Annotated in this window: 25 protein-coding genes; all 25 read right to left on the bottom strand. The window is 62.8% G+C overall.

What is annotated here, in order from left to right; translation table 11 throughout:
• Positions 1 to 344: 344 nt before the first annotated feature.
• Positions 345 to 575: a hypothetical protein gene (locus tag ACQPY4_RS03980; RefSeq protein ID WP_433332504.1), complete on the bottom strand. Its 231-nt coding sequence runs from the start codon at positions 573 to 575 to the stop codon at positions 345 to 347.
• A 60-nt stretch (positions 576 to 635) separates the two neighbouring features.
• Positions 636 to 1,109, bottom strand: coding sequence for a DUF6884 domain-containing protein (locus ACQPY4_RS03975; protein ID WP_433332502.1), 474 nt, complete (start codon positions 1,107 to 1,109; stop codon positions 636 to 638).
• 56 nt (positions 1,110 to 1,165) lie between these two features.
• Complete coding sequence (locus ACQPY4_RS03970) at positions 1,166 to 1,660, bottom strand: hypothetical protein (RefSeq protein WP_433332501.1); 495 nt, start codon at positions 1,658 to 1,660, stop codon at positions 1,166 to 1,168.
• 70 nt (positions 1,661 to 1,730) lie between these two features.
• Positions 1,731 to 2,108: a hypothetical protein gene (locus tag ACQPY4_RS03965; RefSeq protein WP_433332499.1), complete on the bottom strand. Its 378-nt coding sequence runs from the start codon at positions 2,106 to 2,108 to the stop codon at positions 1,731 to 1,733.
• Between the two features lie 13 nt (positions 2,109 to 2,121).
• Positions 2,122 to 2,382 (bottom strand): hypothetical protein, encoded by a 261-nt coding sequence (locus ACQPY4_RS03960; RefSeq protein WP_433332497.1) that lies wholly within the window; start codon positions 2,380 to 2,382, stop codon positions 2,122 to 2,124.
• 61 nt (positions 2,383 to 2,443) lie between these two features.
• On the bottom strand, positions 2,444 to 2,794 hold the full coding sequence (locus ACQPY4_RS03955) for a histone-like nucleoid-structuring protein Lsr2 (RefSeq protein WP_433332495.1): 351 nt from the start codon (positions 2,792 to 2,794) through the stop codon (positions 2,444 to 2,446).
• Positions 2,795 to 2,811: 17 nt separating this feature from the next.
• Entirely contained in the window at positions 2,812 to 3,018 is a 207-nt protein-coding gene (locus tag ACQPY4_RS03950; protein ID WP_433332493.1) for a hypothetical protein, read from the bottom strand.
• 47 nt (positions 3,019 to 3,065) lie between these two features.
• A complete protein-coding gene (locus tag ACQPY4_RS03945; protein WP_433332491.1) occupies positions 3,066 to 3,272 on the bottom strand; it encodes a hypothetical protein in 207 nt (68 codons plus the stop codon).
• A complete protein-coding gene (locus ACQPY4_RS03940) occupies positions 3,269 to 3,502 on the bottom strand; it encodes a hypothetical protein (protein ID WP_433332489.1) in 234 nt (77 codons plus the stop codon). Before ACQPY4_RS03940 ends, ACQPY4_RS03945 begins: the two co-directional genes overlap by 4 nt.
• The gene (locus ACQPY4_RS03935) at positions 3,499 to 4,104 is read right to left on the bottom strand and encodes a hypothetical protein (protein WP_433332487.1); all 606 of its coding nucleotides are present in this window, start codon (positions 4,102 to 4,104) and stop codon (positions 3,499 to 3,501) included. Before ACQPY4_RS03935 ends, ACQPY4_RS03940 begins: the two co-directional genes overlap by 4 nt.
• A complete protein-coding gene (locus ACQPY4_RS03930) occupies positions 4,077 to 4,769 on the bottom strand; it encodes a hypothetical protein (RefSeq protein WP_433332485.1) in 693 nt (230 codons plus the stop codon). The genes ACQPY4_RS03935 and ACQPY4_RS03930 overlap by 28 nt, the downstream gene beginning before the upstream one ends.
• Complete coding sequence (locus tag ACQPY4_RS03925) at positions 4,766 to 6,019, bottom strand: DUF3987 domain-containing protein (protein ID WP_433332483.1); 1,254 nt, start codon at positions 6,017 to 6,019, stop codon at positions 4,766 to 4,768. Before ACQPY4_RS03925 ends, ACQPY4_RS03930 begins: the two co-directional genes overlap by 4 nt.
• 85 nt (positions 6,020 to 6,104) lie before the next feature.
• On the bottom strand, positions 6,105 to 6,287 hold the full coding sequence (locus ACQPY4_RS03920; protein ID WP_433332481.1) for a hypothetical protein: 183 nt from the start codon (positions 6,285 to 6,287) through the stop codon (positions 6,105 to 6,107).
• Positions 6,284 to 6,526 (bottom strand): hypothetical protein, encoded by a 243-nt coding sequence (locus tag ACQPY4_RS03915; protein ID WP_433332479.1) that lies wholly within the window; start codon positions 6,524 to 6,526, stop codon positions 6,284 to 6,286. The genes ACQPY4_RS03920 and ACQPY4_RS03915 overlap by 4 nt, the downstream gene beginning before the upstream one ends.
• Entirely contained in the window at positions 6,526 to 6,705 is a 180-nt protein-coding gene (locus tag ACQPY4_RS03910) for a hypothetical protein (RefSeq protein ID WP_433332477.1), read from the bottom strand. The genes ACQPY4_RS03915 and ACQPY4_RS03910 overlap by 1 nt, the downstream gene beginning before the upstream one ends.
• Positions 6,706 to 6,831 carry a hypothetical protein gene (locus ACQPY4_RS03905; RefSeq protein ID WP_433332475.1) on the bottom strand — a complete coding sequence of 42 codons (126 nt, stop codon included), beginning with the start codon at positions 6,829 to 6,831 and terminating at the stop codon, positions 6,706 to 6,708.
• Positions 6,832 to 6,904: 73 nt separating this feature from the next.
• Positions 6,905 to 7,381 (bottom strand): antirestriction protein ArdA, encoded by a 477-nt coding sequence (locus ACQPY4_RS03900; RefSeq protein WP_433332473.1) that lies wholly within the window; start codon positions 7,379 to 7,381, stop codon positions 6,905 to 6,907.
• A 66-nt stretch (positions 7,382 to 7,447) separates the two neighbouring features.
• Positions 7,448 to 7,639: a hypothetical protein gene (locus tag ACQPY4_RS03895; RefSeq protein ID WP_433332471.1), complete on the bottom strand. Its 192-nt coding sequence runs from the start codon at positions 7,637 to 7,639 to the stop codon at positions 7,448 to 7,450.
• Complete coding sequence (locus ACQPY4_RS03890) at positions 7,639 to 7,929, bottom strand: hypothetical protein (RefSeq protein ID WP_433332469.1); 291 nt, start codon at positions 7,927 to 7,929, stop codon at positions 7,639 to 7,641. The genes ACQPY4_RS03895 and ACQPY4_RS03890 overlap by 1 nt, the downstream gene beginning before the upstream one ends.
• Positions 7,930 to 8,024: 95 nt before the next feature.
• The gene (locus ACQPY4_RS03885; protein WP_433332467.1) at positions 8,025 to 8,297 is read right to left on the bottom strand and encodes a hypothetical protein; all 273 of its coding nucleotides are present in this window, start codon (positions 8,295 to 8,297) and stop codon (positions 8,025 to 8,027) included.
• Between the two features lie 69 nt (positions 8,298 to 8,366).
• Positions 8,367 to 9,152: a hypothetical protein gene (locus tag ACQPY4_RS03880; protein WP_433332465.1), complete on the bottom strand. Its 786-nt coding sequence runs from the start codon at positions 9,150 to 9,152 to the stop codon at positions 8,367 to 8,369.
• A 305-nt stretch (positions 9,153 to 9,457) separates the two neighbouring features.
• Complete coding sequence (locus ACQPY4_RS03875; RefSeq protein WP_433332463.1) at positions 9,458 to 9,706, bottom strand: hypothetical protein; 249 nt, start codon at positions 9,704 to 9,706, stop codon at positions 9,458 to 9,460.
• A 45-nt stretch (positions 9,707 to 9,751) separates the two neighbouring features.
• A complete protein-coding gene (locus ACQPY4_RS03870) occupies positions 9,752 to 9,901 on the bottom strand; it encodes a hypothetical protein (RefSeq protein ID WP_433332461.1) in 150 nt (49 codons plus the stop codon).
• Positions 9,898 to 10,275 (bottom strand): hypothetical protein, encoded by a 378-nt coding sequence (locus ACQPY4_RS03865; RefSeq protein WP_433332459.1) that lies wholly within the window; start codon positions 10,273 to 10,275, stop codon positions 9,898 to 9,900. Before ACQPY4_RS03865 ends, ACQPY4_RS03870 begins: the two co-directional genes overlap by 4 nt.
• Before the next feature lie 1,940 nt (positions 10,276 to 12,215).
• Positions 12,216 to 12,569 (bottom strand): hypothetical protein, encoded by a 354-nt coding sequence (locus tag ACQPY4_RS03860; RefSeq protein WP_433332457.1) that lies wholly within the window; start codon positions 12,567 to 12,569, stop codon positions 12,216 to 12,218.
• Between the last annotated feature and the right edge of the window lie 811 nt (positions 12,570 to 13,380).

The raw sequence follows: 13,380 nt of genomic DNA, 5'->3' as shown, positions 1-13,380 counted from the left end.
GTTTCGGCAGAACGCGGCGCAGGTCTCGTCAGTGCAGCTACAACACTTGGGGCGCTCTCGTAGGGCGGGACATCCGATATGCGGGCGAACGCAGGCGTGCAACCCAAGCAACGTGATCCCGCCCGGCTGGTAGGCCAGAGCGGCGAAGCCGCGGGCCATCGGTCCCAGTACTCCTGGCTTCTTGTGAGAGGCGAACATCAACTCGTCGGCCCGGCTCGACACGGTCTCCGACGCCTCCAGAGCAAGGACTTGGCGTTCCCTGAAGGTCAACGGAGCCAGCTCAGCGATAGCCAGCGGAACCAAGGCAAGGAGGACATCCCGAATTCTGCTTCGCATGTCATCACTCACCGCCCTTCCGCTCCCTGCTCCGTCTCCCGCATCGCCTCGGCTCGTCGCTGGAAGGCGTCCCAGACATTCGCCTTCTCCTTCCACTCCCAGTGCTGTGCCTCGGGCTCCTCATCGTCGAAGGTGTAGAGGAGCAAGAAGTCGCCGTTCGGAAGCTCAACCAGGGTCAGCGTCTCGTTGTACTTGGGGTCGGATTGATGGGCGAGGACAGGTAGGTCCGTGAATCGCACGAGGGCTCCTTCCAACAGAGAGGCCCCCGACATACGCCGGGGGCCGTCGAGCATGGGTCGCTATCGCTTGTCTCTGATCTCGGTGAGGATGGCCCGCATCTCGCCTATCCCTCGCGCTCCCGCCAAAGGAGCAACCGCGTCAGGCCAGACTGTTCGAGTGAGATCGACATAGGCGTGGCCAGCCAGGACGATGACCAGATCCGCGTACCAGCAGCCCTCCTTCTTGGCCTGGCGCTCTAACCGCTCCGGCTGCACCTGATCGGGATCGCCAATCCGGATGTCGTAGGGCCGGATGTAGTGGTCGGGGCGAACCAGCCCGTACTTCGCTGAAAGAATGAAAAGCCGATCCGGGCGAAGCCGCTCTGCGGCTTGCCGGCAGAGTCTGTGGAAGGTCCCGACGTACATCTGTCCGGCCGGTGCGGGCCTGTCGAGCTTGGCCCCTCCGCAACCCACAACCACCACCAGACCCACTCGTTCGGTCTCGGGGATGTTCGCCCACGGGTCCCACCGGGGCGAAGGCTTGTAGATGTCCATTTGCCTCTCAACACGAAGGGCCCCGGCCAAAGCCGGGGCCCGCGGAGCATCCGGGGTTACTTGGTGCGCCACTCCTGGCGCATCTTCTTCTTCAGGAATTCCTGGTGTTCCTCCATCTCCCGACCGTGGAGCCGCTCGTAGTCGCCCACTGAGCGGTTGATGTCCTTCATCACTTCGCCGATGATCTCGGGGAAGCACTCCTGCCCGAGCTTCAGGTAGAGGCCCGCCGCGCCAGAGGTCAGCGGCGCCGCCAAGCTCGCCTGAGACAGGGCGAAGATCATCTCTGCCCCTGTGGCCGACCTGGTGTCCTCGCCCTTGCCTCGGCGGTCGAGCAGCTCCCGGCAGTGCGCCCGGTAGAGACTTTCGGTCTGCATCCTCGGGTGGGTGGGCTGAAGCAGAAGGAACGAGTTCCAGATCGGCCCGTCACCCTCCCCTACCGGTTCGTGGTGGCGCTTCTGCGCTGCCTCAATCTCCTCCTCCGCGATCTTCATCACCTTGAACAGGGGGGCGAGGTCGGACTCGATCTTGTTGACGATGTCGGCCAGGTCCATGCAGCTCCCTTGGGCATGAGAAAAGCCCCGGCGGATGCCGGGGCTCACGACGGAAGAAAGATCTCGGGCGCTACTCCTTCCACGGCTGCGTGCCGTGCTCGCCCTCGTGCTTGTCGGTGATGTCGTTGGGTTCGTGGGCGGGGAGGAACTTGAAGCTCGCACGCTCAACGCTCATCCAAACCTCACCAATGCGGATCAGGTCTCCCACGCTCGGCGAGCGCAGCTTGCGGGCGTAGTACTCGCCACTGCGGGAGTGCGCGATGCCGTTGCCGAGGCAGTACACCTCCTCGGCCAGCTCTTCGTAGGCGATCGGCTCCGTGGGGTCCGCGCCCTCGGACTCGTACACGAACACCTTCACGATGGGCTGACCGGGCTGGTAACCCAGGAAGTTCAGCGGTCGGCCCGTCTCGTCGGTGGCCACGTTGTGGAAGATCTCGACCAGAACCATGTGCTTCCTCTCGCTAGGAGAACTCGCTAAGGGAATCCAGCTCCTTCTGGAGCCGGATGGAGTGACCCTTCTCGGCCGCGTACTCGATGACGTAGGGGATCTGCGTGCTGCCGAGGCGGTGCCATCTGATGCGGGCCTCAACCTCGGTGATGCTGGGAATCTCGGAGATGTCGGCCGCAATCTCCGTTGCGAGCCACTCACGCCGCTGTTCGGGCTCGACCTGCCACAGCTCGTCCGGATCGACCTCGACCGTGAACTCAACGCGGATCTTCATGAGGCTCCATGCGAAAGCCCCCGGCCCGTAGGCCGGGGGCGGGCCAAGGGTTGGCTGTCGTCTAACTGTGCGCGGCGTCGTACGCCTGCTCGACGTTGATCGGGATGCGACCCCGCTCGCACACGTGGATCACCGGGCTCTGCTGCTTGGCCCACTCTCGAATGGCCTTGAGCTTCTCCCTCCGCGCCTGGACGTCGGAGTTGCGCTCCAGGCGCTGGACACCTCGGGGCAGGCTGCCGGGAGCCTTGCGGGCCTTCTGCATGAACGGGCGCATCGCCGCCCGCAGCTTCATCGCGTTGGCGTTGCTCAGGTCGATCTCGTAACTCCCCCCGTCGATGGAGAAGCGGAGGGTCTCGTCTGCCTTGGAGCCGTCGATGTCGTCAATGAAATGGATCACGGTCTTCTGGGCCATGGAGCTACTTCCTTCCGTCAGTGCTGCTCGTCGGCGGGGGTGGCCACGCGGAGGATGGTGAGCTGGATCTTGGCTCGCTCGACGGCGGCAAGGATGCTGTCGAGCGCGATACCGACGTTGTCCAGGTCCACGAACTCGGGGACGTCCTCCATCCCGTCCAGGTCGTGGTCCAGTTCGTTGGCGTACTCGGAGACCGTTGCGGTCTCCTTGAGGAGCGACCTCATGCGACTAACGGCCTGCCTCTTCCACTCAGGCCAGCCGGAATCCTCGGTCACCCGATCTCCTTTCTCGTGGGGCACGTGTGCGTGTGCGACCAGCGCACGGCCTGTTCCAGGTCGATTCCGTCCTCGATCGAGTTGTCGCATCCGTCCTCGGGACCGACGTCCCTCATGCACGCTGTGCAGAACAGGACGGGCTTCCAGTCGGTGTCTCGGAACGCGAAGCGCGACAGCCACTCGCTGGTCAGGGTGTAGATCATTTGGCCACCTCAACGACCCACATCTCGAAGTCGGTGCTGTCCTCGAACGCTTCCGTGGTGTCCTCCAGCCCGTGGATCAACGCCTCCAGCGCCTCTTGGTCCAGTTCGCCGCCCTCATCAAGGAAGTCCTCCAACTCGTCGGCCGGGATCGCGAAGGTCTGCCGGAACGTTTCGGTACGGGTCCAACCGAGCGTCACTTCGCGCCCCTTAGCGGGCTTCGCCTGCGTCATGCCTGGACCTCCATCACCATGGGCTCGGCGCAAGCGCCGCAGATGTTGCCCCACTCCTCAAAGCGGGTCGCGGACATGCGGACGACATGACGTCCGTCCTTCTTCTTGGGGTTGAATGCCGGGCAGTCGGCGGAGACGCAGACGACCTTCATCTGTCGGCTCTGCTGCTTGGGCACGTACTGCTGAAGCGCCGAATGCGGGTAAGGTCCGAGGCTTCTTCGGACCATGGACGCCAGGACCTCCCGCAGCTCGGGCGTTGCCACAGTTGCCTTCATCGACTCGCCAGTGAGCCCAATTTCCAGAGCGAGGTGCCTGAACGGAGCCTTGTGTCCGACGTCGGGCCCCATCACCACGTGAACCAGCTCGTGAACGACCACGTCCAGCACTCGGATGGGGTCCTCCAGGTACGGGTGGACCAAGACGTGGGGGCTGCCGTCCCTGCTGGAGTGGTGGCACTCGCCAATCCGCTGGCCACTCCTTCCCCCGGTCGCGGGGAAGGAGACGGATACGTACAGCTCGGGGATCTCATGCTGCTGCTCGGTGAACCACGGGCGCAGCAGCTCGATCGACGCCTTCAGCCATCCCTCGCGTGTCGTGTGCATCCAGGCCCCCCACTCAGGTCCAGGCCGTCAGGCCCGAAGGCCCGTACGTAGTCGGTCAGGCAATCCGCAGAACAGAACTCGGCCGCCAGGACCAGCGGCTTGCGCTCGCAACAGAACGAGCACCGGTGCTTGTGCGAGGTCTCGTCGGGGGCGTCCTCGTAATCGCCGCCGTGGACCATCGCCGAGTCCGTGACGTCCCTGGCGAAGGACTCGTGCGCGAACTCCTCGAACTTCCACCAGTTGTGATTCGCCCCGAGCCACGCGACAGCCTCGTCCGATTCCTTGGCAAGCCGGGCGTTCTCCAGAATTCGGTGCCGGACATCGCCGCAGCCATCTGCGTCGGAGACCGTGAGGCCCATATCCGGGAGGCCATCCGGCCCGGCGTAGTGGAACACCCCGGAACGGTTGGTGACGGTCTCGTCGGCTTCTCCTGTGGCTCCCCAGACGTACCGAGCCTCTCGCCGAATTGCCTTGCCATCCGTGAGCCAGATGTCACCCCACCGGGACACAGGCTTGTCCTGCCCGTGCCGCCGAATCCGGTGGACGACCTTGGAATGCGCGGCCCGACTCGCCTTCTTCTTGCAGGGAGCGCATCTCTTTGGCTTTCTTCCCTTACCCTTCCATTCGAGGGGGCTCTTACAGTCTGTGCATTCGAGACTGATCAAGCCACGGGCTCCAGTTCCTCAACATCTTCGGTCTCTTCGACGTCTTCGACCAGGCGCAACATGATCGGGGGACGTCCACCGGAAGACTCGCCTTGGAACCGTTCGACCTGCGGAAGCTGGGTGAGCGCACGAAGGATCTCGGTACGCTTCACGTTGCGCCCCACCACGTCCCAGACCTCGGTCATGGACATGGGGAGCGGCTCCATGGTCTCCAAGTCGATGTTGTTCTCCAGGGCACAGAGGATCTTCTGAGAGATCGACTCTCCACCGGTCTCAGGCAGGACGTACCGGACGCTGTCCACGCTGTACTTGATGAGGGCCAGGGCGCTGTCCAGGTCCTCAACCGCGATCTCCGTCCGCCTGTCAGCCAGGGCGTACAGAGCACTAATCCGGACCAGGTAGGCAAGAGCCCGCTCTGCCATTTCCGACAGAGCCTCGTTTTCCTCGGTGAGCCCTTCGCACACGGGCCGGTGATGCTCCTCGAACAGGACCGCGACATCCGCCGGCACCTTCACCACCGGCTGTGACTCACGTGCCCAGAAGCCGAGGCTCTGGAGCTTCCCGGACGTCACCCGAACGACCTCGGTCGTGTTCGGTCCTCCGAACACGGGAACGGTCTTGCTCTTCTCGACGTACACGGCAAGGAAGCGGTTGTACGTGCCTCCGGTAGCGTCCTTGCTCCCGCTGATCGCGCCCCAGTTCTTGGGCTGAACATGCCCGACAAACCCAATGTGCGGGCTCGCGACCTGCATATCCACCTTGGCCGTCTTGTGGGCCAGAGTCTCGCCGTCCCAGCTCTTCCTGAGGTACACGCCGACCTTGACGTCCCTCTTCGCGTTGCTGACGAACGTGTCCATCTCCTCTTCGATCACGAAGAGGCTGGAGCCGTGGTGCTCGGTCAGCTCGGTCATGAAGCCCAGCCCCGTAGCGGGGATACCGTGAACTATGTGGGCAGCTCCCCACGCCTTGAAGCCCATCTTTATGACGGGCAGCGAAGCTCTGGCCGTGGCACCCTTGCGCCCCTTGCCGGAGGCACCGACCAACACGAACCAGCACGCCAGCGGGGACGTCCCACGACCGGTCTCAACCCGGACCTCGGGACCGACGTACGCGGAGAACGCACTCATCAGCGTGACCATCACACCGACCTTCGCGCCCTCGCAGTACGGGTCCAACGCCTCGGCCAAGTCTCCGAAGGGATTGTCGAACGCAGCCTCGCCGATTACGGGGGGGTCCTTCTTAGTAGCCATTCCAGTGTCCTTTCGGAGAGTGGATTCGAGCGGGACACAAAGAAGGCCGACCCCGCAGGCCCGACCCTCAATGAATCCGTCCGAGTTAGCTGATGCCGAGTACGTCCGCCAGTTCGTCGACGATGTTCGACGCTTCGTCGTCGGACCACCCCCATTCGTTGGGGCCGGGAGTGTTGAGGGCCCCATCTCGCTCTGAGAGGTCCTTTCGGCTCTCGACCCAGGACTGCACGCGGCCTTTCAGCTCGGCCAGTGCGGACATGTCGATCACCCCAACTCCCCTTCGTAGTGCATGTCCCCCGGCTCGTCGTACTCGGCGTGCTCGGCCAGCATCGAGTCCGCGACCTCGGTCTTCCCGAATGCGCGTAGGAGAATGGCGAGCGTCTCGGCCTCCGAGCACGTCATCGTGCAGCCGTAGTCGCACGGCAAGGTTTGGGCCTCCTCAGCCCAGACCTCTACGAAGTCGCGTGCTGCCTCGTAGATCTCCGTAACGTCTGCGTAGTCGCTCATCAGGCAGTCACCAGCCTTCGTGCACACGGCGAGCAATGGATCTCGTTCGCGGTGCGGACCCAGCCAGCCGCTTCGGCTCGAATGAGGGCCTCTTCCTCGCTGAAGCTGTCGGCAGCGTCGTGCACCTCGTCACAGCCGTCGCAGACGGCCTCAAAGACCAGCCATTCCTTGATCGCCATTCAGCACGCCCAAAGGTCCTGTGTGTAAACGGTCCGGATCTCATTCTCTCCGCGGTCCTCCGCGATGACCTCGTATTCACCGGAGAGGGTCATCTTGATGCGGTACTCGATGTCGTCGTCATCCATGTGCGGGTCCTTTCCGTGTGGCGGATGAGCCATGGCGAAGGCCGGGCACGTGACTTGGCCCCACCAAAGGTCATCAGATTGCGGAGAAGATGTGCGTTCCCCCGGACCCGTCCAGCTCGACGTGGTCGCAGCGCCACGCGATTTCGTCGATCTCGATGCGATAGCCGGGAAGGTTCACGTCCCCGTGGATCTCCTCAAACCAGTCGAGCGCGTAGTCCTCCAGGCTCTTCCAGAGGCCCCGGTACGCGTCCTCGAAATGGTCCACGGCGTACGTCACATCGCCGTGGTACTGCGCATACAGCTCGAACGCCTCGTGGTAGTAGAGGTCGTCCAGGTAGGTCGTCTGGAGCTTGACCAGGGTCTCCAGGTCCGTCTGGAGACTGATCGGGAAGGAAGCGTCGATCTTGTCGATGCGCCACTCCCACATAGTCAGCTCGTCGTAGATGACGCTCTCGACCGTGTACGCGTCGTCGTACTCGGCCAGGTCGAACCACTTCCCCAGGTGCACGCCCATAGACTCAGCGGTCAGGCTCGTCGCGTAGATGCGCATTGCGATTCCTTCCAAGGGCATGGAAAAGGCCGCCCTGGTTGGGGCGGCCTTGGACGTCTTGGGGGTTTAGAGCTTGTCGAGCGCAGACTTGGCGAGCTTCACGTCCTCGCGGTCGTGCTTGATGCAAGTGAAGTCGAGCCCGAACTGACGGGCGTCTTCGGTGATGCGCGCCTCGTACTTCTCGACCAGTTCGCGGAGCGCCTGCCAGATCACCATTCGCTCCTGCATCGTGATCCCGTTGCTGGTGTCGATAAACATCAGGCCGCCACCTCGCACTTCTTGTGGATCGAACGGGCCTTGTTACCGGACCCGGTGATGCAGTACTCCGAGCCACCACACGGACGGATGGCCGGCGTGTTCGCCTTCTCCAGACGGATGGCCTCCGCGTTCGCCTTCCGGCGCTGCGCGAGACGCCGGTTCTCCTTGTGGATGAGGCGGCGATGCTGCGGACCCGTGAGCCGGGGAGCGCAGATGTGCAGCAGAGCCCCGCGCTGGCTCTCGTAGTTCAGGAACCGCTTGCCGGTGCTCATGGGGGCGGCGTTGGACATGGAGGGGCACTCCTCATGCGGTAGGGATGATGGAAGAAGGTCCTGTGAACAACAGAGCCCACGGCGCAGGTCCGTGGGCTCGATGAAGACAGGGCTTAGGCGGACGTACGACGCTCGGTGATCAGCTCGCGCCAGGCGAAGGTCAGGTCGGAGTAATCGGCACGGCCGGACTCGAATCCGAACACCATCGAGTCGTTCACGTCGAGTCGGTCAAGCCCCTCGGTGTAGCTGCCGAAAAGCTGCGCCAATGGGCAGCGCCAGGGGTCGCTGACGTCCATCTCGTGAAGGTCGATCTCGCGCTCCCAGCCGGGGCGATTGCGGTCGAGTAGCTTGGCACCAGCCTGAACACAGATCTCAGCGGTGGTCATGTGGAGTCCTTTCCAGTGGTTGTCCCATGTGGGCTGAGCAGCGTCCGGGCAGGCCGGACACCAAACGGCTCACAGGGCGTCGAAAACGCTCATCTGGCCCTTGAGCGGCCACTCGTACGTCTGGTTGATCCAGGCCCCGAGCAGGGCGTAGCCCGTGTCCGTCAAGTCCTCGACCTCGTCTCGGTCGAAGTGGCCCAGTTCAACTCCACGGACGGCCAGGGCGAAGACGAACGCCTCGTCCCCCACGCCCTCAAAACGGACGTCACGGTGCCCCTCGGCCTCTGGGTAGATCTCGTGCTCGCACAGCAACTCCCAGAACTCGTCCTCCATCGCGGAGAGGTGGACGTCCAGGCCGGTGACCTTCTGGATCTCGTGGACCGTGTCACTGCAAAGCCACGAATCCCACGCCTGCTGTGCGCGCTCCTGGTTCAGCTCCCCGTTGTCCTGCTCGTCGTACAGCGGGTAGTCGTGCTTGAGGCTGATCAGGACGCGGACCAGTTCCTCGGCGAACTCTGCGGTCTCCGGGTCTGAACCGAAGTCGGGCGTGATCTGAAGTCCGTAGCCGCAGTGGCCGTAGTACTGCGTGCCATCGAGGAGCAGGCCCGGGAAGTCGCGGACCAGGGAACGCTGGTTGGACTCCTCGATGTCGCTTCCGCTGTAGTCCGAGCCCTGCCACGGGCCATACAGCTCCAAGCGGAAGTCATCCGAGCCGTGGTCGAACTCGATCCCGTGGTCCAGGTTCACGATCTCCGAGTCGATCAGCTCTTGGAGGGCGGGCGACACAACCGTGTCGTCCAGGGTCTCGGGTGCGTCGAGCTGCCAGACGCGGCCATAATCAGTGTGCAGAACGGTCATTTCATGTCCTTTCGTGGATCGACCCGTATGTCCACCACAGAGCCCCGAAGGGCCCCATAGAAGGCAGGCGGCTACCACCATTCGGATGGGCGAAAGAACTGGATTGGGTCGATCGAGATTGGGGCAGAACAGGGTCCGCATTCGCCGTTGCCTTGGAAGCGGCACAGCCAGATAGGTGCGGTGTCCTCTGGCGCGAAGTACAGGTGTCGCAGGATCGTGTAAGCAATTAGGCCGACCCCGACCAGGAACAGGGTCCCCATTACAAGCCATTTGTGGCGTGACCCGCGGCGGTGGCGTCCCATTTCTCACGCTTCCGGGTGGCAAAGGATGAACGGGTTGCCACATTCGCAGCCAGATGTCTGGGTAAGGAATTGCGGGAAGACCTGGTACTCCAGCAGGTGTGGTTTCCCGAGCCACTGAACGAATTCGACGTCCGCGACCGTGCCGTACTCGCGATGCGTGTAGGGCGCGCGTGTGACGATCCCGTGGTCGCCAGCGTTGTCCCGGACCGCGTCACCGGTCTCCAGGTGGAACTTCTCGATCAGAACAGACAAGTCAAGCTCCTTTGTGTCGTACCGCTGACTTACCGCTGTTAAATGTCAGCGATCGGTGCCGCCGGTGGTGAACGTGAGCCCCGAAACCCCATGGGTGGCCAGGGCCTTGTCCAGGTCCTCACGGGAGATGCCGGACAGCTGCGCCAGGCGCTCCAGCTTCGTGCGGTCGATCCGACCGAGGTTCCCGAGTTTCACTTGCAACCTCCCAGCGGGATTCCGGACCCACGCTTGGCGTGGAAGTCCGCGTGTGCCTTGGTGTGGCGCCCCATGGCCGTGTGCAGGATTTCGGTGAAGTCCGTGCCCATTCCGGGCATCCGACCTGCGGCCTTGTCCTTGAGTGCGGGGGCAGTGGTCACCTCTAGGCCGTTCCGGGCCTTCTCCTGACGCTCCAGGGCCCGGCGCAGCTTGCGGCGGTCCCGAGAACTGCCAGGCAGAGCCTCGAATCGGTTCTCAAGACCCAGCCCATCCGGTCTGCCGGAGGTGCGATAGGTCTTCTTGACGTGCGCACCCTTGGTTCGATGCTGCACATCCTTGCTACTCAGACGCTCACCGCGCCTGAGATTGACCATTCGTTCCATGGTCCAGGGACCATCGGCATTACGCGTCATTACGCACCTCCAATCTTACCACTGTCTTACCGCTATATCAGAGCAAATTTTTTGCCCTTGCGGCCGGGCTGAGGAATCGAACCTCGCGTCACCAGCCGCCGGAAGCGACTGGCTACCCACACAACCATTTCGGGTTGCCCGGCCTTTGTAGGGTCTGGACAGGTAATGTACTGACGTTCATCGCGCCCCGTGGGCGTGAGTGCCTGTCCGTCATGCGAGCAGAGCCGTCTACTCGCGATTTGTCGAGCGCATTTCGGCGCTCTCACGTGGTGCCGAGTGAGCGAACGCATGGTCATTGGACTCGTCTAGGCGGTCAGGTAGCTGACTCACTGGGCTTCTGTCCGGGACGTCTCACGACGTTCCGGCGAGCCTGCCAGCAAGGGCATCCCCGAGCGTCCTACGGGCAGTCCTCCGCCCAAAGCACTCTCGACACGCTCTGTAGTTTTCAAGAAACGTCCGCCCTACCCGCTAGGCTCTAGCCCTTCGCGCAGCCACTCCGCTTCCCGGCCCAACCGGGTCACTGACGTTCGTAGCGACTGCCGTACCGCGCCCTTCCGGGCGCTTGGTTACCTCCTAGCAAGAGGCACTTTCGCGAGCGATTCCCGCGCTTCCGGTCGCCGTTGCCGGGTTTCGGTTTTCCATTTCCACCTTAGCAGAATGTCTCTCCGCTGTCTCACCGCTCTCTTGAGGGAAACTTCGGTGCGGCACCGCTTAGCGGTCCGGTCTCCCGCGTTTCCCTCCCGAGTGGTGCGACTTGGCGAGTCGCCCTTTCGGGTTAACCCCCACTCTACTGCCTTTCCGTCCAACTGTCTAACCACTGTCTTACCATTGTGACTTCGAATCGACAGTCCCTTGCGAGAACGGTTTCTCGGGGGCTCCCCCGGTGCACCGTCCCCAGTGGGGGCGATGCTCCGTGGTGGAACGACTCCATTAAGCGCAGACTGTCTTACCGCTGTCAACATGCTCCCCCTACTTTCTTCCATTCCTCCAGGTCAGAGGGCAGAAATTGGCCTGAGACACGGGCTAGGCAGGGTAGGGCGAGTAGAGGGCAGAGAGGCAGGAAACAGGCTCTGAGCTGGGCAAACAGGGGGTTGAGGGCTGACAGAGTCAGCACTCAGGACTAAAGAACGAAGTGCCAGGTCAGGGGCAAGGTGGGAGGGCGAAAGCCCAGGTCAGGGGATGGGGGGATACCCCGGATCATGCGTATTCACGTGGGAGGGTAGTCTCCCCTCTCCGGGAATGTACGAATCTGGGACCGGTCGTTAGGTGTCCGCAGGGGCACCGAAAGTGACGATCTAGCTGGGAAAACGAGCTATATTACAAAATGGCAAAACTGGTCGACCTGCGAGACCTCAATCAACTAGCGAAGCGGCCCAGATGATTCTGTCCGATATAACTACGATCCATATGACTGCCGCTATAAGGCTATGGACCGCGCGAAACCAATACCATACCTCTAGATAAGCCTGCTGTGTGTGCTTCTTATAGAGCCGATCTGCCGAGTTTGTCGCCATATAGAAAAACGAGAAGACAGTGGCACCCAGGTACCACCATTGATCTTCTTCGGGGGCCCATTTCGCCACGCAGACGACGGATATCCAGGCTCCGAACGTCCACATAATGGTCATGATAATAAGCCCGGCATCTTTGGACGACTGAGATGGCGGCCTATCGCCACCTCCCCCTCTGGCACTCACGCGCAAGGCATAAACCGCTACAGCGAGCGATGCGATACCAGCCAGAGCCCCCAAGATAGACGCGACCTGGTCGCCTGTCTCCAAGAATGAGCCCATGCCGACAAGCGTAGCCACCACAGCCGACGCGGAGCAGCGGAACGGCGTTCTGTGGATAAACATGAACGGCGATAAGGCCCCCTCTGGCGAGGGGGCCCATCCGGGGGATTAGTTCATCCCCAGCTTTTTCGCCAGACCGCGGAACTCAGGCCGGCACATGAGACGCTCATGCGCTTCCGAGGGCCACCACACTGCGACGGAGCTGTGCCGCTCGCTGGCCGGGGCAGCCCCCAGCAGTACAGCGCCGTCGAACATGCCTGCCGCCTGGAAGCTCCAAGCGTCCTTGGCCTTGTCGTAGATACCGCCATGGGGGATCTGGAACTCATATAGAACCCCATCCGCGTACTGCTGGGCCAGCAGCCGCGAGACCTCGCCTGCCTGCTGTGGCGTGGTGTCACTAATCTCGACTACATCCGAGACGGGGTCGAGTGGCCTACGCGGGCCGCAGTACTCAGACGCCATCTGACCTCCTTCGGAACCATCAGTGCGGGGTTTGGTCAACCTACGGCCTGACTGCCCGCTTTGGCCCCTCTTGCGAGGTAACAGTTCGATCTATTTCGGGCTGTCCAAAACCTTCGGGGCGGCCCAGTCGGTGGTGACTCTCTGCCGATGACGAGCGGATCGGGCGTGCACAGCGCAGATGGGTCCGATGGGGATTGTTAGGACCTCGTGGGGCGTACCTTGGAGGGATGGGCCACTGGCACAACGCGCTGGTCGAGCGCAAGGACGGCCATGATGCTGTTCAACTCGGAGTCCAGCTCTCGTCACCAGCTCTGGCCACACGGGATGCAGAGGTCGAGAGGGTCTCTCGGCTCCTGAACGAGCTGGGTGTCGCCGCCTCGGTGTCAGCCTCGGAGGGGCTCGTCGCTCCCGAAGACTCGATCCGGGTCCAGGCGTGGGCCAGCGCCTGGCGCGACCTGCGCCTGGTGGAGTGTGATGGGGACTGCGAAGCCACACGCCGGACGCTATGGAAGCGACTAGCAGCGGCTGTAGAAGAAGGAACGGGGAAGCAGGTCACTGCTCCCCCGTCGCCTGTCGTCGACTAGGCCGGCCCCTATACCGGGCTTCGGAGGCTCTGGGTTGCCGCCTGATGGAGCGCGGACGTGTAGTGGCGGACTGCCGTACGTACATCCTCCGCTGAGGCCACCGTCTCATCGCCGCCAGTTCGCCGAACGGCAGTCCAGTACACACCGTCACGTATCACAACAGCACCAACCCAGCCAGCGAGCTGAAAGCTCGCGACCTCGCGATCAGCGTTCTGAACGGTCTCGTC

It is taken from the genome of Spirillospora sp. CA-294931, from assembly GCF_050946795.1.
Lineage (GTDB): Bacteria > Actinomycetota > Actinomycetes > Streptosporangiales > Streptosporangiaceae > Spirillospora.
Note: the sequence above shows the minus strand (reverse complement) of the source record. Positions and strands in the feature narration are given on the sequence as shown.

Excerpts from the sequence above, each read along its gene's own strand:
- ACQPY4_RS03960 (WP_433332497.1), bottom strand. The coding sequence starts at position 2,382 with ATGAAGATCCGCGTTGAGTTCACGGTCGAGGTCGATCCGGACGAGCTG.
- ACQPY4_RS03935 (WP_433332487.1), bottom strand. The coding sequence starts at position 4,104 with ATGCACACGACACGCGAGGGATGGCTGAAGGCGTCGATCGAGCTGCTG.
- ACQPY4_RS03910 (WP_433332477.1), bottom strand. The coding sequence starts at position 6,705 with ATGGCGATCAAGGAATGGCTGGTCTTTGAGGCCGTCTGCGACGGCTGT.
- ACQPY4_RS03940 (WP_433332489.1), bottom strand. The coding sequence starts at position 3,502 with ATGACGCAGGCGAAGCCCGCTAAGGGGCGCGAAGTGACGCTCGGTTGG.
- ACQPY4_RS03885 (WP_433332467.1), bottom strand. The coding sequence starts at position 8,297 with ATGACCACCGCTGAGATCTGTGTTCAGGCTGGTGCCAAGCTACTCGAC.
- ACQPY4_RS03950 (WP_433332493.1), bottom strand. The coding sequence starts at position 3,018 with ATGAGGTCGCTCCTCAAGGAGACCGCAACGGTCTCCGAGTACGCCAAC.
- ACQPY4_RS03860 (WP_433332457.1), bottom strand. The coding sequence starts at position 12,569 with ATGGCGTCTGAGTACTGCGGCCCGCGTAGGCCACTCGACCCCGTCTCG.
- ACQPY4_RS03925 (WP_433332483.1), bottom strand. The coding sequence starts at position 6,019 with ATGGCTACTAAGAAGGACCCCCCCGTAATCGGCGAGGCTGCGTTCGAC.
- ACQPY4_RS03865 (WP_433332459.1), bottom strand. The coding sequence starts at position 10,275 with ATGGTCAATCTCAGGCGCGGTGAGCGTCTGAGTAGCAAGGATGTGCAG.
- ACQPY4_RS03890 (WP_433332469.1), bottom strand. The coding sequence starts at position 7,929 with ATGTCCAACGCCGCCCCCATGAGCACCGGCAAGCGGTTCCTGAACTAC.
- ACQPY4_RS03975 (WP_433332502.1), bottom strand. The coding sequence starts at position 1,109 with ATGGACATCTACAAGCCTTCGCCCCGGTGGGACCCGTGGGCGAACATC.
- ACQPY4_RS03900 (WP_433332473.1), bottom strand. The coding sequence starts at position 7,381 with ATGCGCATCTACGCGACGAGCCTGACCGCTGAGTCTATGGGCGTGCAC.
- ACQPY4_RS03915 (WP_433332479.1), bottom strand. The coding sequence starts at position 6,526 with ATGAGCGACTACGCAGACGTTACGGAGATCTACGAGGCAGCACGCGAC.
- ACQPY4_RS03955 (WP_433332495.1), bottom strand. The coding sequence starts at position 2,794 with ATGGCCCAGAAGACCGTGATCCATTTCATTGACGACATCGACGGCTCC.
- ACQPY4_RS03970 (WP_433332501.1), bottom strand. The coding sequence starts at position 1,660 with ATGGACCTGGCCGACATCGTCAACAAGATCGAGTCCGACCTCGCCCCC.
- ACQPY4_RS03895 (WP_433332471.1), bottom strand. The coding sequence starts at position 7,639 with ATGTTTATCGACACCAGCAACGGGATCACGATGCAGGAGCGAATGGTG.
- ACQPY4_RS03965 (WP_433332499.1), bottom strand. The coding sequence starts at position 2,108 with ATGGTTCTGGTCGAGATCTTCCACAACGTGGCCACCGACGAGACGGGC.
- ACQPY4_RS03905 (WP_433332475.1), bottom strand. The coding sequence starts at position 6,831 with ATGGATGACGACGACATCGAGTACCGCATCAAGATGACCCTCTCCGGT.
- ACQPY4_RS03945 (WP_433332491.1), bottom strand. The coding sequence starts at position 3,272 with ATGATCTACACCCTGACCAGCGAGTGGCTGTCGCGCTTCGCGTTCCGA.
- ACQPY4_RS03880 (WP_433332465.1), bottom strand. The coding sequence starts at position 9,152 with ATGACCGTTCTGCACACTGATTATGGCCGCGTCTGGCAGCTCGACGCA.